This window comes from Chryseobacterium pennae (assembly GCF_003385515.1).
GTDB classification, from domain to species: Bacteria; Bacteroidota; Bacteroidia; order Flavobacteriales; family Weeksellaceae; genus Chryseobacterium; species Chryseobacterium pennae.
This window is the reverse complement of the sequence record NZ_QNVT01000010.1, coordinates 50,876-65,390: the sequence shown is the minus strand read 5'-3', so window position 1 is coordinate 65,390 and position 14,515 is coordinate 50,876. Positions and strand designations below refer to the sequence as shown.

The following is a 14,515-nucleotide window of genomic DNA, read 5'->3' as shown; positions in this document are numbered from 1 at the left end:
AGATCTTTACTTACGTTACAATTCTACACAACTCAAAACAAATTAATTTCAATATTTATTAAATTCTTAATCATGAAAAAAATTTTATTCTCGATCGCTATGTTAGCGACAGGATTTGCCTTTGGACAAATAAACTTAGTACATACTTTTCCGGTTAATGAAGATGCTGCAATATACAGCAATGGTAACCAACTAATATATTGTACACAAGTGATGGATCAACCTATCATTAAAATTTACGACCAAAGCTACACTTATGTCAAAACCCTTAATATGACAATTCCTGTTGGATATGAATGGATGACTTTTATGACTGATCTGGATTATCAGGCTTCTAAAAACATATTCAATACCAATGATAAACTGGAGTTTATAGTATATTTCCACAAAAGTGGCACTCAGGCTTCTAAACTACAAATTATTGATGAGGACGGTACTATCATCAAAGATTTCCCGGGAACCTACAGGTTTGAATACACCAAAATTTATCATGATCCAATAGACAACACTAATAAGATCAAGGTTCTTAACCATACAACCATGCAAACAGAAATTTATTCACTACCTACTTCCACTCTTGCCAATAAAGAGATTATGAGTGTAAAGAATAAATTAGCAGCTTTTCCTATTCCTGCAAAAACTACATTAAAAATCAGCAATCCTCAAAACAATGCTCATAAAGTAGAAGTTTTTGATACAACAGGAAATCTGGTCATCAACCAGTCTTTTACCAGTCAGGATAACCTTATTACTTTGAATGTACAGAATCTTGCAAAGGGTCTTTATATTTACAAAATTGGAGATTTAAGTTCTAAGTTTATTAAAGAATAAATAAAGTCGCATCAATAAAAAAGAGAAGTTTACACTTCTCTTTTTTGTTGATCAAATCAATGATTGGATCTTTGAAACAAAATCAGTCAGACAGAATTAATCCCTTTATGGTGTATAAATTACTGTTCTACATCTCAGGTATTTTACCAAATTCTGATTGGAAGACCGAAAAATTTCTTAATTTCTTTCATTATTTTTTTAATAATATTGTAATGAAACACAGCTATCAAATGTCTTATTATTAAAAGCTTATGAAAAAATGTCTCCTCTTTTTTATGACTCCCCTTTTGTTGATTTCATGCCAAACCTTGAAAATCAATTCCTCTTCTGCTTCCCGTAAGATAAGTGATTCTTTAGATCTGGATATCAATAAAATATATCAGCAGGGGAATTTTAACGGTTTTTCCGTTTCTATTGTTAATGATGAGACAACGCTTTATCAAAAAGGATTTGGCTTTTCAGATATAAAAGAAAAGAAACCCTACACCATCAATACCATTCAAAATATTGCTTCTGTTTCTAAAACATTGGTTGGAATTGCTCTTCTGAAAGCTCAGGAACTGGGAAAATTGAATTTGGATGATCCAATACAGAAATATTTACCATTTAAAGTTATCAATCCAAAATTTCCAGAAACACCCATTACTATACGTCAACTAGCCAATCATACTTCTTCTATTCTGGATAATGAATTTTATTTATCTAAAAACTATTTCCTGAAACCAAACCAAAATCTAAATGGAGCAAAGCTTAACTTTGATGACGAGCAGGTATTTAATACTTCTGATTCGATCATCACCATGGCTGCATTCCTTAAAAATGTTCTGGCAGAAAACGGAAAGTGGAATAAGAATAGTTTTTCATTGCATAAGCCAGGAACAATATATAAATATTCCAATGTGGGAACTGCTTTAGCTGCATTTATTATTGAACAGGCAACCGGGCAGGAGTTCAGTACATTTACAAAAGAATACATTCTGAAACCTTTGCGGATGAAAGACTCAGGGTGGAAATTTGAAGACATTCAGTTTTCAAAATTCTCCAGGCTTTACGAAAATCCTTCTACTGTTCTTCCCTATTACCTTTCAGCAACCTATCCTGATGGAGGATTTATTACCAGTATTAATGATCTTAGTAAATATTTAACTGAACTGATTAAAGGATATAACGGAAAAGGAACAATTCTGAACTGGAAAAGCTATAAGGAATACTTCACTCCACAACTTTCTGCTACTAATTTTACAGAAAGAAATACTCAAAATCCTTACAGTGAATCTTATAATGTGGGAATATTTATGGGATTTGGCTATACAGGCTATATTGGCCATACGGGTGGAGATCCGGGCGTAATGTCTATGCTATTTTTTGATCCTAAGAATAATCTGGGAAGAATTATGATCTTCAATACCAATTTCTCGGATAAGAAAGGGAATGATGCTTTTTATGGAATATGGAATGTATTGGAAAAATATCAAAGTGCATTCAGTAAATAGATTTTAAAGTTCTACTCCATTTTTTTATATTTGTATAAAGACACAAATAAAAAGGTCGTTATGGAAAAGCTAAAAAGTCTAAGAAAGCAAAGAGGTTACACACAGGAATATATGTCTAAAGTCATCTCGACAGATGTTTCAAACTACTCTCGAAAAGAGAATGACGAAGTAAGAATATATGATGATGAATGGGAAAAGCTTGCAAAAGCACTTGATGTTCCTGTAGAAGAGATAAAAGAAGAAAGGAAAACAGCAATCGTTCATAACAACCATGACAATACTACTTTCAATGATAATGCCGGTAGTTACTTTAACCACTTCCATAGTATTCCTAATTCTATCATAGAAAATTTACAGAGTTATATTAAGATTCTGGAAGAACAAGTAGAAGCGTTGAAAGAAGAAAATAAAAAATTGAAATCTAAATAAACAATCATTTTCAAATATAAAAGAGAAGCTAAAAAGCTTCTCTTTTATATTATCCAAATTTCTTCTTTCTCAGCCAGAAGAACAATCCTCCGATAAGACCGATAATTACCAATGGGAGCAATAAATTCAGCCATTGCCAAGTGGTTCTTTCGTCTTCTATTCTATGTCTGTCGAGAAGTCTTTCTTCAATGTTTCTGTTTCTCAATTCCATCAGATTGCTGTCATCCAATAGATAATCCAAGGCGTTTCTCAGGAACTGTTCATTTCCGAACTGTTCATTCGTGAGCATATCTACTCCCAATGGAAGCGGTTTTCCTTTGATGACTTTATTTCGTCCTATATCTCCGTCTGCAATCACTATCATTTTATTCTCAGGACTTTCTGCTTTAAATCCAGGATAAGATTTTCTTTCAATCCTTGAGGCATAAGCAGAATTAAATTTACCTTCAAGTGCTACTGCGAAAATCTTCGGAGTGCTTGGTTTCTCCATTTGTCCAAGACTGTCTACAGTGGCGATCTCTTTCAGATCAACATAATTTGGAACCTGTTTCAGTAATGTTCTTTCACTGGATTCGAAAAGAACTTTTGTTTTGATATTCTTTCTTCCCCCTAATGTATCAATAGAAGTAGGAAATTCGAATTTTACAGGATTGATATTTTTAGTGATTGGATTATTATTTTCAGCAATTCCAAGAGGGAAATAAGGCCATGGTAAGCTTGTATACTGTGGGTTTCCGCTTACTTCTCCTGTTACCAGTCTTAATAAAGCAAATTTCTTCACATCTTTTACCAGTGCATTATTGATTCTTAATCCGTAGTTGAAGAAAAAATCAGTCATATTGATATCCACAGGGAAAGGCATTACTTTTTTAGATCTTGTCAGTGTATCCATTTCAGCATTTACTGCATCAATCATCCAGAGCGTTTTCCCGCCATTCATAATATATTGGTCAAGAATTACCTTTTCGTTGTCTGTAAAAGCTTTTCTTGGCTTTGCAATCACGAGAGCACTCATTTGTTTTAATAATGGAACATCTGCTGCGCTAAGTTCAGTCTGATTTTTAGGAATAATAGGCCCTGCGTCATAATTTTCCATAGCAAGATGTACAAATCCCTGGAATTCATCTGGACTCAGTTCATCCTGATTGACCAAGATCCCAATTTTTTTTCTTTTAGCAGCTGAAATATTCTTAATGTTCGAAACCAGATTATATTCAAGTCCTTCAATGGATCTGGTCAGCTGCTGGTCTGCATCAATACCTGCTTGCTGTACAACCAACGGAATAGAAACTCCATCTTTATCATATTTTATAACAGCATATGGGAAAAGGGTAATCTGTGAAATTTTTCCATCCTTTATATCTGGAAGAACCGAAGGCTGCATTCCCATTGCCATCAAGGTATCCTGAGACATCTTTGTTTTAATAGGGTCGATGAATTTAAAATCGATCTTCGGGTTAATTTTTCTGAATTCCTCCAGCATGAACTTTGTTTCCCCCTGAAGCTGTTTAAAGCTCGCCGGGAAATCACCTTCAAGATAAACTTCTACTGTCAGAGGTTTTTTAACGGATTCCAACACTTTAACAGTGCTTTCTGAAAGAGTGTATCTTTTTTCTTTGGTTAGGTCCAGTCTGATTCCTGAATAGATAAGGATAATTACCAAAGGGATAATTACCATTAAGAAAATTCCCAGTGGGGATTTAGCATTGATCTTCTTCATAATCTACTTCTTTTTGTTAATAAAATGATTAGACAATACTAATGACGCACTGATCACCAGAATAAAATAGGCAACATCTTTCAGATCTATAAGACCTCTTGTAAAGCCCAGGAAATGCTGATAGAAACCTATATTCTGAAGAATAAAATCTGCTCCGCCCAGTAATTTATAGCTTGCCAGCTGTTCGATTCCAAAATACATGATGAAACACATGAAAACACCTAGCAGATAAGCCATGATCTGATTCTGTGATAATGAAGAAGCTAAAATTCCTACGCCTGAGAAAGCAGCGATTAAAATAACCAGTCCGATATAGCTTCCCAAGGTCATCCCAAGGTCAACATTTCCTTCAGGAACTCCAAGAACATACACTGTGTAAAGGTAAATTAATGATGGTATCAGGCATAAAATCCCAACAATCCAGACTGACAGAAATTTCCCTCCTACCAATTCTGAAACCTTTAACGGCTGTGAAAACAACCAATTTAATGTTCCCGTTTGTTGCTCTTCAGCAAAAGTTTTCATGGAAAGTGCAGGAATAATAAACATTAGAAGCCATGGAACCAACACAAAATAGCTCTGCAGCGAAGCTGCTCCGATCTCAAAAATATTTGAATCGTTGTTGAAAAAGAACAGGAAAAGGGTTCCTATCAAACTGAAAGCAGCAATGATTACCCATGCACTCCAGTTTCCAAAGTAACTCCAAAGTTCTTTCTTTAAAATTGCAATCATAGTTTTTTAGTAAAATGTAGAGAGTAAAGGAGTATGATGATATCCTTCTACTTCAACCATTATTTCTTTTTTTTATTCTTATTAACAAGTTTTACGGTCATCATGATCAGAAATACAAGAACGAAAAATCCTGCAATTAATTGCCACCAATATTCAAGTGCCATAGATTTCAGAATTACGGTAAATACGACCAGAAATAAAATAAACGTAGCGATTTCGTTGGCCTGTCTAAGTTTGATGTTGGCCGTTTCCAGTGTATTTCCGTTTAATGCTTTCAGTTTAAGCACTTTTTTCCAGCACCAGTAATGATAAATGGCAAGTCCGATCAGAAATGTAAGTTTTAAATGGAACCACCCCATCTTCATCAGTCCGGGATTCAAAAAGATCATAACCAACCCGCATACTGCCATGATCACTCCGGCAGGAACGGTAATAATATTCCATAGCCTTCTGGCCATAAATGTATACTGCTCCCTCAGAATTTTCTTTTTTTCTTCAGGAAATTCATCGGTATCCTTATAGTAAACGAAGAGCCTCACGAGATAAAAAATTCCCGCAAAATAGCTTACCATAAAAATGATGTGCAGCGCTTTGATGATTGTATAAAGCATTCAGAAAAAATTAACAGCAAAGATAAGCTTATTATATAATTTTTAAAAATAATTTTCTTTTGATTGGGAAAAGATAATGTAAATAACAAATGGACAAAAATGTTTACAAACTATAAATCTTTTAACTGTTTTCAAACATTTATCACATGATGTATACATAAAAACACTTCGGCTCGGGGCGGCTTTGCCGCCCCGAGCCGAAGATTATATTTTCATTGATCTTAATCAACTCAGAAATTAAGAGATCACTCCCAATTCTTTTCCTACCTTTTCGAAAGCAGCAATGGCTTTATCCAAATGTTCTTTCGTGTGAGCAGCAGATAGCTGAACTCTGATTCTTGCTTTTCCTTTTGGTACTACCGGATAGAAGAATCCAATTACGTAGATTCCTTCGTCCATCAGTTTTTCCGCCATTTTCTGAGAAAGCGGTGCATCATAAAGCATTACCGGAACAATTGCAGCATCTCCTTCCGGAATATCAAAGCCTTTAGCTTTCATTTCTGTTCTGAAATATTCTGCATTTTCCATTACTTTATCACGAAGAGAAGTATCATCAGAAATCATATCCAATACTCTTAAAGCAGCACCTACAATTCCTGGCGCTAATGAATTGGAGAATAAGTAAGGGCGTGAACGCTGTCTCAGCATATCGATGATTTCTTTTTTACCGGATGTAAATCCTCCTAAAGCTCCACCTAAAGCCTTTCCTAGTGTAGAAGTAATAATATCTACTCTACCCATTACTTCATTAGCTTCATGAGTTCCTCTTCCTGTTTTTCCGATAAATCCTGTTGCATGAGAGTCGTCAACCATTACCAACGCATCATATTTATCAGCGAGGTCACAAACTCCTTTCAGGTCTGCTACAATACCATCCATTGAGAATACTCCATCGGTAACGATAATTTTGAAACGGTGATTTTTTTCTGAAGCAGCAATCAACTGTGCTTCAAGATCCGCCATATTGTTGTTCTTATAACGGTATCTTGCCGCTTTACAAAGACGTACACCATCAATAATAGAAGCATGGTTCAGTTCATCAGAAATAATTGCATCCTCTTCAGTGAACAGAGGTTCAAAAACTCCCCCGTTCGCATCAAAAGCAGCTGCATAAAGGATCGTATCTTCAAGTCCTAAGAAATCAGCAATTTTTTTCTCTAATTCTTTGTGAATATCCTGAGTTCCACATATAAAACGTACGGAAGACATTCCATATCCATGAGACTGGATCATTTCCTGAGAAGCTTTCATTACCTCCGGATTGTTTGATAATCCAAGGTAATTATTGGCACAGAAGTTCAAAAGCTTTTTCCCGTTGGCTTCAATTTCTGCACTTTGCTGAGATGTGATGATTCTTTCTCTTTTGAAAAGTCCGTCATTCTCAATATTTTGAAGTTCGTTCTGTAAATGTTGAAGGTATTTTTCAGAAATCATTTTTAGTAATTTTTTAGATGTGCTAATTTAATAAAAAGGCAGTAAAATAAAACCTTTTATAAGCTTAATTCTAAAATTTGACCTTTAGATTCATTTTTAACGCTATTAGTCTATAGATTTAGTAGGATAATATTTATATTTGTTTAAAATTTCTGAATATGCAATTGATCCCGGTAAAGAAAACGAAGAAACTTATTTCAAGAAACTTTATAGCCAACCACATGAAACCTCGAATCCCTATTATTATCGAAGATTTTGTAGACGCTGAAAGCCCCGCATTTCAGAAATGGAATTATGAATATTTCAAAGAAATAGCAGGAAATCAGAAGGTAGACATCTATGGCAGTGAACTGGATTCTATGGATCGAGTAGCAAGCCAGCCCATTGCACAGAGCACTTTCTCAGAGTATCTCGACCTTATAGACTCCACTCCTACTGAACATCGGCTTTTCTTATTTAATTTACTGAGTATACAACCTGAACTGAAAAATGATATTATCTATAATGATGTTACCAACGGCAAACTATTAAAATGGCTACCTTTTATGTTTTTCGGGGGCCAGGGTTCTGCGACCCGAAATCATATTGACATTGATATGTCCCATGTATTCATTACCCAGTTTGAGGGAATTAAACGGATCTGGCTATTCCCCTGGGAGCAGTCTGATCTTATGTATAAATTTCCTTTTAATTTCCACAGCCTGCCTAATATAAAGACCCCTGATTACAGCCAATACCCTGCCCTGCTGTATCTAAAAGGGTATGAAGCTATCCTTCATCCGGGTGAAACACTTTATATTCCGTCCGGATGGTGGCATTATATACAATATGAAACCGGCGGATATTCTGTGTCGGTCAGAGCGCTGCCTTCAAGTCTCCTTGAAAAATGGCGTGGTTTTAAGAATTTGGTCATTACAAGAAATTTTGATAACATTATGCGAAATATCTTTAAAGAAAAATGGTTCAGATACAAGGTAAGAGCAGCAAGAAAAAGAGGAGCAAAAGCTTTCAGAAAACAAAAAAGCTTTCTGATTTGAAAGCTTTTATAGTAAATAAATAAGTCGTTATTTAATGTTTCATGAATTTAATCTTCTTTTCTTTCAGTGTAAAAATGTAGGTCCCGGGAACTAGTTCTCCAATCTGTATAGCTTTTCCCGGATGATAAACAGCCTTTCTCACCAATTTTCCATCTATAGCATGAATAGAAAATTCTGTTGTCTTATCTACTCCTTTTAAATAAAGTTCATTTTTGGCAGGATTAGGATATAAATCAAACACCTCTTTCTCTACAGAAGCTACACTTAAAGTATTATCCTGCATAACAGTGGAGTTCTTTTCCAGAATCTGATATTCATAATTAAACTGGACATTGGCTACAGGAAACGATATATTTTCAGTAAAATATTGGTTATTGAAACTGTTATTCAATACTAAATAAGCAGTCTGGCCACCGGTTCCGGTAACTTTTACGGGTAAGGGCATTTCAAAAAAGCTTACCGCAGGACTGCTTTGTGTCTGGGATACATTAAAAACCAACTGACTACCTGTCTGTTTCCATTTTATCATATAGGTAGGATATCCTTCTCCATACACCCAATCATTTAAAAACTCTGTAAAGTCTTTTCCTGTAGACTGAAGTAATGAGGCCTTAAAATCTGCCGTTCTCACATAATTATAAGCAAGTGCAGGCCTTGCATGATATTCCTTAAGTGCCTGATAAAATGCATTGTCTCCTAAAATCCATTTTATCATTCTTAAAGTATAGCCTCCTTTGGCATAGGTCAGCCTGCTGTCAAAAATTCTATAGATATTGTTCAATCCTGAATCAGGAACATAAATGCTCCCTCCTGCACTACTGGTAATATAATCTATCTGCCCGGAAAGGTAATCCATAAACTCAGCATTGTTCATAATCAGTTTTTCATTGGCGACATGTTCTCCAAAGGTGGCAAAACCTTCATTCAGCCAGATATCATTCCATACGCCACAGGTTACTTTATCTCCAAACCATTGGTGAGCAAGTTCATGGGCAATAAGCGGTTTGCTCCACCCTCTCATGGAAGACATCGTCTGATGTTCCATTCCACCGGTATTAAGGTATTCCATGTGTCCATATTTCTCATTACGGAAAGGATAAGCTCCAAAGTAGATTTCATAAACATCCATCACCTCTTTCGTCCATTCTATATTAGATATTAAAGAAGCATCTCCCGCTGTAGAGGGATAGACATAATTTACAAATGGGAACGGAGGATTTCCGATGGTTGTAAGATGTTTAGCAAAATTTGTAATGGACAATGCAATAAGATAGGCCGCAGTAGGATACATAGTTCTCCAAAAAGTAAGCTTTTGTCCTGTAACGGGTGATATTATTTCAGACATCAATTTCCCGTTGGCGGCTACACTATATTGTGGTGGGGTAGTAATTTTAAAATCAAACTTTTCAATCTTATCATTAAGACTTTGCTTGGTAGGAAACCAATCCTGTGCACCGTACGGCTCACTTAAGGTAGAAATAGCAGGTATACCGGGCCCCTGAGTTCCTGCAACAACTGTACTGTTAGCAGGTGAACCGGAATAATGAATCGTTAATGAATCCAAAGTATTGGCTGGAACAGAAGCTGGAAAATCTATTTTAATTTCGTTGGCAGACAGTTGCTGGAAAGGGATACTGTTCCCATGATACTGTACCTGGGAAACCGTAAGAAGATTAGTAAGATCAAAGTAGATACTTCCCATGGCCTGATTAGGCTTAAAATGTGAAGTCACTGATCCCGAAACATTATGGAATGCCGGATCTATACTGAGATCCATTCTCTGATACTGCAAATCGTAATTCAGAGTATTGGGATTCACACTTCCGATACCCATTTTCTTTGTGAAGGACTTCATTTCTTTTTCGGTAAGACCTTTCATGTCGATATTAGAAATCTTTTTTTGGCTGTAAAGCTGCTGAACAATCAAAAAACTCATTATCAGAAAGTAAAATTTTCTCATATGCCGTGATATTGTATTTCCCAAATATAAAAAAAACCTCTTAATCATTGATTAAAAGGTTTTTATAATATATAAAATAAACTATTTTTAAAGATCCAGAGCCGGCTCAAGAATCTTTTCCATTCTTTTCTTAACCATATCTACTGATCCTGAATAATTATTTACCATCAGAGAGAAAACTAAGGTTTTTCCTGAATTTGTTTTCAGATATCCTGCTAATGTTTTCACCTTATTTAAAGTTCCTGTTTTTGCAAAAACCTGCCCGTTTCCAGTTCCCAGAAACATTCTTTTTAATGTTCCGGACTGTCCGCCAATAGGTAAAGACGTTAAATAAGATCTGTAATATTTTTCATCCATTAAAGAAGTCAGAAACTTCACCTGAGAAATTGGAGTTACATTATTACTTCTTGAAAGTCCGCTTCCATCTATATAGTTAAGGCCTAACATATCAAAACCGGCATCCTTTAAGTGATCTGTCACTACAATTCTTCCGGATTCCGATGTTTGATCTCCCAGTCTCTGGAATCCAACTGTTCTTAATAAAGCTTCTGCTAAAGAGTTATCACTATGCTGATTGGTATAATATATAATATCAGCCAATGTAGGAGATTTATAGGCAGATATCATTTTTCTGTTCTCCGGAGTCGGATCTGTCATTTTTGCGACTACTTTTCCGGTAACAGAAATTCCGCTTTTCACCATCGTCGTTCTGAAAGAATTTGCAAGATACGCTGGTGCCTCCGGAAGTTTGGTTGTTAAGATCCCATCTCCGTCATACTTTTCTGCATATACCATTTGGTGGGCATATGGTGAAACATAGAAAAACTTCTTTTCTGTAGAAAAACCGGATTTCTTTACGATCAGCTTTTCATTGGCCGGGTTAATTGCACGAGTGGTTCCAGCTGGCAAATAATAATTATTGTTCTCTAACCATACAACATTTTCCGGAAGCATTGCAATATTGCCTTTGAAAAGCGCTGTCTGAATGATAATATCACCATTTACCTTTCGGATTCCCTCACGTGAAAGCCCACCTATGAAGTCTGAAATAATATCCCTGTAAGATCCTGCTCCTGCTTTGTTTGTTCCCAGAGATGGATCTCCACTTCCAACCACATACAGGTTACCATTTAACGTTCCGTTTTCATCTACAGATCCGGCATACTCCAGCTGAGTGATCCAGCGGTAGTTTTCTCCCAGTAGATTCAATGCGGTTTCTGTGGTCAGTAATTTTGTAGTGGAAGCTGGAACCAACGGCGAGCTTTCATTGTACGAAGAGATTACTTTCTTCGTTTTCGGGTCATACACTACGAATCCCCATGTTGCATTTTTCAGCACAGGATCCGCCATCATTGTGTTTACATTAATGTCTACAAGTTCTTTAGCCGACAAAACGCTTCTTTCCATCGAGCCTGCAGGCGACGGAAGGTTTAAGCTGTTTTTCTGATTGTCGTAATTCTGAGAGTAAAGAACAGTAGAAACGGTAGATTGAGCCAGGAAGAAACCGGAAGCCAACACCGCTGCACTTGAAATATATTTTCTGAAATTTACCATCTATCCTTTTTTTGTTCTATAGTTTGAGCCTATAAAAAATGATAAGTTAAATCATTCAATTAAAAAGCCAAACACTTAATCAACGACCAAAAGTAGAAATTATTGTTATAAAACGGATCACAGACGTCTTATAAAAGACCGTAAAGTTTGTTAAAAATTGTTAAAAATCAACAAAAACATCTTTTTTAATGCTTTGATAAGCAGTAATTTCATCAAATTCCTTCAAACTTATTAAAACCAGGCTTTTAAACTTTTCATAGTTTTTCCCACGGGGTAACTTCAATAAAATCTGGAACTGATATAAATTATTCAGCCTGGCAATCTGAGCTCTTTCCGGTCCTAAAATACATTCTTCAGGAAGATATTTTCTCAGGATTGAACCCAGAAACTGAGAGGCACGGTCTACCTTATCATCCCTCCGGTGTTTCAGTTCGATCATAATAAGCTTGGTAAACGGCGGATAGTGGAATTTCTGACGTTCGGTAAGGATATATTTATAGATTTTTGCCGGATTATTCATTTTAATCAACTGGAAAACAGAATGATCTGGATTATAGGTCTGAATCAGGATTTTCCCTTTCCCGGAAACTCTTCCTGCTCTTCCTGAAACCTGAGTAATTAATTGATATGCCCGTTCTTCCGCTCTGAAATCCTGTACATATAATAAGGAATCAGCTTTAGGAATAGCTACCAGTTCTATATGATCGAAATCTAGCCCTTTGGAGATCATCTGTGTACCTACCACAATATCAGTTTCTCCATCTTCAATTTTTTCATACAGCTTTTCGTAGGCAAATTTCTTACGCATGGAATCCACATCCATTCTGTCTACCTCATTTTCCGGAAACAGCTTGGAAACTTCTTCATGAATCTGCTCTACGCCTACTCCTCTTTCGTTCAGGTTCTCAGAATTACATTTCGGACAGGTTCTCGGTTTTGAAGCTCTCTGACCACAGTAATGGCATTTCATTTCATTGGCAGCCTTATGATACGTCATTACCACATCACAATTGGAACAATAATTAACATAGCCACAGGTTTCACATTCTATAACATTGGCATAGCCACGTCTGTTATGAAGAACAATCGCCTGCTTCTTTTCATCAATTGTTTTCTTGATCTCATCAATAAGTTTCAAAGAAAAGTTTCCGGATACGTTTTTAGATTCCTGAGCTTCTTTGAAATTAATCAACTCATATTCAGGTAGATTTACATTCCCGAACCTTTCATTCAGGAAAATATATTTCATTTTATCTTTTCGGGCCCGGTAATAACTGTCAACTGAAGGTGTTGCAGATCCCAAAATCACTCCAGCTTTATACAAACCTCCCAAAACCAGTGCAGCATCTTTAGCATTAAAATAAGGGGTTACCTCTCGTGGCTTATAGGCTGAATCATGTTCTTCATCCACTACGATCAATCCCAGATTCTTATACGGCAAAAACAAAGCATTTCTGGTTCCCACCAGGATACTAATATCATTCTGCTTAATTCTCCGCCATACTTCAACTCTTTCAAAATCTGTAAGTTTCTGATGATAAAAACCTAGCTGCCTGCCATATTTTTTTTCCAGTCTTTGGGTAATCTGTTTGGTCAGTGAAATTTCAGGAAGCAAAAACAGTACGTTTTTTCCGTTTCTGATGCATTCTTCAATTTTCTCTAAATAAATATGGGTTTTTCCCGATGATGTTACGCCATGAAGCAGTACATTTTTCCCTTCTTCAAATGCTTCATCTATTTCGGATTTTGCTATTTTCTGCTCTTCGGAAAGTTCTTCAATCTCTTCAATCTCCCCTTCGTAACTTTCAATCCTGTCTTTCTGCATATAATACTCCTCCACAAGACCTTTGTCTGCCAATGCCTTGAAATGAGAGCTTCCAAAATAGCCATCTTCAAACAATTCGGCTTTTTTAATATGAAGATCAGGTTTTTCCGTTTGTTTCTCCAAAATGAGAAGGAACAGATCTTTCTGTTTAGGAGCTTTATTTAATTTTAAAAGAATTTCTGTAAGATTCTGATTGCTTAAAACCTCACCATTGATTCTTACATAAGCTACCTCTTTAGCCTTATATTTTTCTGCAATTTTTTCATCAATCTCTATATATTGAAGATCAATTAATGAATTGATGGTTTTAATAATTTCTTTTTTGGGAATAAAGGCTTCAATATCTGTAAGATTTACCAGCTGTCTTACTTCCAGTGCCTGGATAAGATACATTTCATTGACATCCAGATTTTCAAAATCAACAGTTATCCCCGGTTTTAATTTCAAATAGGTTTCACTCTCCAGCTTTAAAGAAGACGGAAAAGCTAACCTGTAAATTTCTCCAAGATTACACAGATAATAATCGGAAAGCCAGTTCCAGAATCGAATCTGCTCTTCAGGAAGAATAGGCTTTTCATCCAACATACTGATCACTTCCTTTGCTACAAAATCATCCGGAGCATTATTGTGAAGTTCCAAAACGATTCCGGTATAGATCTTTTTTCCTCCAAATGGAACCAGAACCCGCATTCCCGGCTGAATTTCAGAGATCAGTTCTTGTGGAACCTTATAGGTAAAGGATCCTTTTAAATTCAGCGGTAAAACAATTTGAGCGTATTGCAAGGGAAATATTTAAAGTGTAAAATTAGATTTTTCTTTAGAGAACTGCAAAAATTTATATCTTTATCCCTCCTTGAAAAGCAGGAATTTTCCAATTACAATTAAACTA

11 protein-coding genes are annotated in these 14,515 nt (G+C 35.8%); 4 read left to right on the top strand and 7 right to left on the bottom strand.

Annotation, left to right across the window (positions count from 1 at the left end; genetic code table 11):
• Window positions 1-72: 72 nt before the first annotated feature.
• From DRF65_RS12060 to DRF65_RS12045, 3 genes are all read left to right on the top strand, one after another.
• Window positions 73-831 (top strand): T9SS type A sorting domain-containing protein, encoded by a 759-nt coding sequence (locus DRF65_RS12060; protein WP_115971012.1) that lies wholly within the window; start codon window positions 73-75, stop codon window positions 829-831.
• Window positions 832-1,139: 308 nt separating this feature from the next.
• Window positions 1,140-2,324: a serine hydrolase domain-containing protein gene (locus DRF65_RS12050; protein WP_228438658.1), complete on the top strand. Its 1,185-nt coding sequence runs from the start codon at window positions 1,140-1,142 to the stop codon at window positions 2,322-2,324.
• Window positions 2,325-2,384: 60 nt separating this feature from the next.
• Entirely contained in the window at window positions 2,385-2,753 is a 369-nt protein-coding gene (locus DRF65_RS12045; RefSeq protein ID WP_115971009.1) for a helix-turn-helix domain-containing protein, read from the top strand.
• Window positions 2,754-2,802: 49 nt separating this feature from the next.
• Here the strand turns inward: DRF65_RS12045 and gldG are convergent, their stop codons facing one another.
• The 4 genes from gldG to kbl all read right to left on the bottom strand — a co-directional run bounded on the left by gldG (window position 2,803) and on the right by kbl (window position 7,250).
• Window positions 2,803-4,473 (bottom strand): gliding motility-associated ABC transporter substrate-binding protein GldG, encoded by a 1,671-nt coding sequence (gene gldG, locus DRF65_RS12040; protein ID WP_115971008.1) that lies wholly within the window; start codon window positions 4,471-4,473, stop codon window positions 2,803-2,805.
• A gap of 3 nt (window positions 4,474-4,476) precedes the next feature.
• Window positions 4,477-5,205, bottom strand: a complete 729-nt coding sequence (locus DRF65_RS12035; protein ID WP_115971007.1) for an ABC transporter permease — start codon at window positions 5,203-5,205, stop codon at window positions 4,477-4,479.
• A gap of 59 nt (window positions 5,206-5,264) precedes the next feature.
• Window positions 5,265-5,816, bottom strand: a complete 552-nt coding sequence (locus DRF65_RS12030) for a CopD family protein (protein WP_115971006.1) — start codon at window positions 5,814-5,816, stop codon at window positions 5,265-5,267.
• A gap of 237 nt (window positions 5,817-6,053) precedes the next feature.
• Window positions 6,054-7,250: a glycine C-acetyltransferase gene (gene kbl / locus DRF65_RS12025; protein WP_115971005.1), complete on the bottom strand. Its 1,197-nt coding sequence runs from the start codon at window positions 7,248-7,250 to the stop codon at window positions 6,054-6,056.
• A 158-nt stretch (window positions 7,251-7,408) separates the two neighbouring features.
• Here kbl and DRF65_RS12020 point away from each other — a divergent pair, with 158 nt between their 5' ends.
• Complete coding sequence (locus tag DRF65_RS12020) at window positions 7,409-8,287, top strand: cupin-like domain-containing protein (protein WP_115971004.1); 879 nt, start codon at window positions 7,409-7,411, stop codon at window positions 8,285-8,287.
• Window positions 8,288-8,318: 31 nt separating this feature from the next.
• Here the strand turns inward: DRF65_RS12020 and DRF65_RS12015 are convergent, their stop codons facing one another.
• The 3 genes from DRF65_RS12015 to priA all read right to left on the bottom strand — a co-directional run bounded on the left by DRF65_RS12015 (window position 8,319) and on the right by priA (window position 14,409).
• Window positions 8,319-10,247 (bottom strand): M1 family aminopeptidase, encoded by a 1,929-nt coding sequence (locus DRF65_RS12015; protein ID WP_115971003.1) that lies wholly within the window; start codon window positions 10,245-10,247, stop codon window positions 8,319-8,321.
• A gap of 87 nt (window positions 10,248-10,334) precedes the next feature.
• Window positions 10,335-11,801 (bottom strand): D-alanyl-D-alanine carboxypeptidase/D-alanyl-D-alanine endopeptidase, encoded by a 1,467-nt coding sequence (gene dacB, locus DRF65_RS12010; protein ID WP_115971002.1) that lies wholly within the window; start codon window positions 11,799-11,801, stop codon window positions 10,335-10,337.
• 160 nt (window positions 11,802-11,961) lie between these two features.
• Window positions 11,962-14,409, bottom strand: coding sequence for a replication restart helicase PriA (gene priA, locus DRF65_RS12005; RefSeq protein ID WP_115971001.1), 2,448 nt, complete (start codon window positions 14,407-14,409; stop codon window positions 11,962-11,964).
• Between the last annotated feature and the right edge of the window lie 106 nt (window positions 14,410-14,515).